Below are 1,023 nucleotides of genomic sequence, written 5' to 3'. Positions count from 1 at the left end.
CTACAGATAATGGATTTTTTCTTTATGCCGGTGATGTACGCTGTGCTCCAATCACGGGACAGAATACAAATAACTATCTTTATCTGATTCAGAATGATATGAAAAATTATAAAGCGAAGAAAGATAGTAAAGAAGAGGGAACCTCCTCTGATTTTGGCGCTATCTATAACTGGCAGAATATGTATAAAGTAGTGCAGAGTGCCAATATTATGATTGAGGAGGTTGCCAATGTGAAGGAACTGTCAGCCGTAGAAGTGGAACGTTATCGGGCGGAATGTAAATTCTTGCGTAATCTGGCTTATTTCTTTATGGTGCGTATTTTTGGTGATGTACCCTATTATACGGAGGCTTATGCAGCTGCTCCACTGCCACGAATGGACAAGACAGTAGTTTTGAAAACTTGTTTGGCAGATTTACAGACTGTATTGGATAATGACCCTGATAAGGGTATTTTGCCGTGGCGGAATGGAAGTGGCAGCCTGCGTGCCAACCGGGGAGCGGTATTGACACTAATGATGCACATGAATATGTGGCTGGCATTTTTCGACGAAAACAATGCGGTAACTTATTATAATGAGGTGAGGCGTTTGGCTGAAACGGATTCTTGGATAGATAGTAGTATCTATTCCTTGCAGTCAATGAGCCAAATGTCAGAAGTGTTTCAAGGAGAAAGCAATGAAGGTTTGTTTGAGATTGCACAGAATGTCACTATGGGTGAGATATTTAAAACAGATCACATGTGGTGTACAAAAGTGGTATATAAAATACGGAATCGTACAGAACCGGAGTTCAAGTATAGCGAAGTCTTTTTGAAGCAACTCTATCCGGAGGAGACTGCTGATATGCGCAAAGAGTCCTGGTTTAATTATCTATATCTTGATGATGATGATTATGTGGGTACTGCACGAAGATTGGAGATTATAAAATTGTTGAACGCCGATACTAACGGAAATAGCACGATTCCCAATGCCGGTAATTACATTGTATTCCGTTTGGCTGACGCTATCTTGCTCTATGCTGAAG

The 1,023-nt window shown here is 40.8% G+C and carries 1 protein-coding gene; it reads left to right on the top strand.

Going from position 1 to position 1,023, the window contains the following annotated elements; all coding sequences use genetic code 11:
- Positions 1 to 1,023, top strand: a 1,023-nt coding sequence (locus AB5935_RS25515) for a RagB/SusD family nutrient uptake outer membrane protein (protein WP_368327819.1), incomplete at both ends; no start/stop codon positions are given.

Source organism: Phocaeicola sp. RTP21198st1_B8_RTP21198_201120 (assembly GCF_040929485.1).
GTDB lineage: Bacteria > Bacteroidota > Bacteroidia > Bacteroidales > Bacteroidaceae > Phocaeicola > Phocaeicola dorei.
Note: the sequence above shows the minus strand (reverse complement) of the source record. Positions and strands in the feature narration are given on the sequence as shown.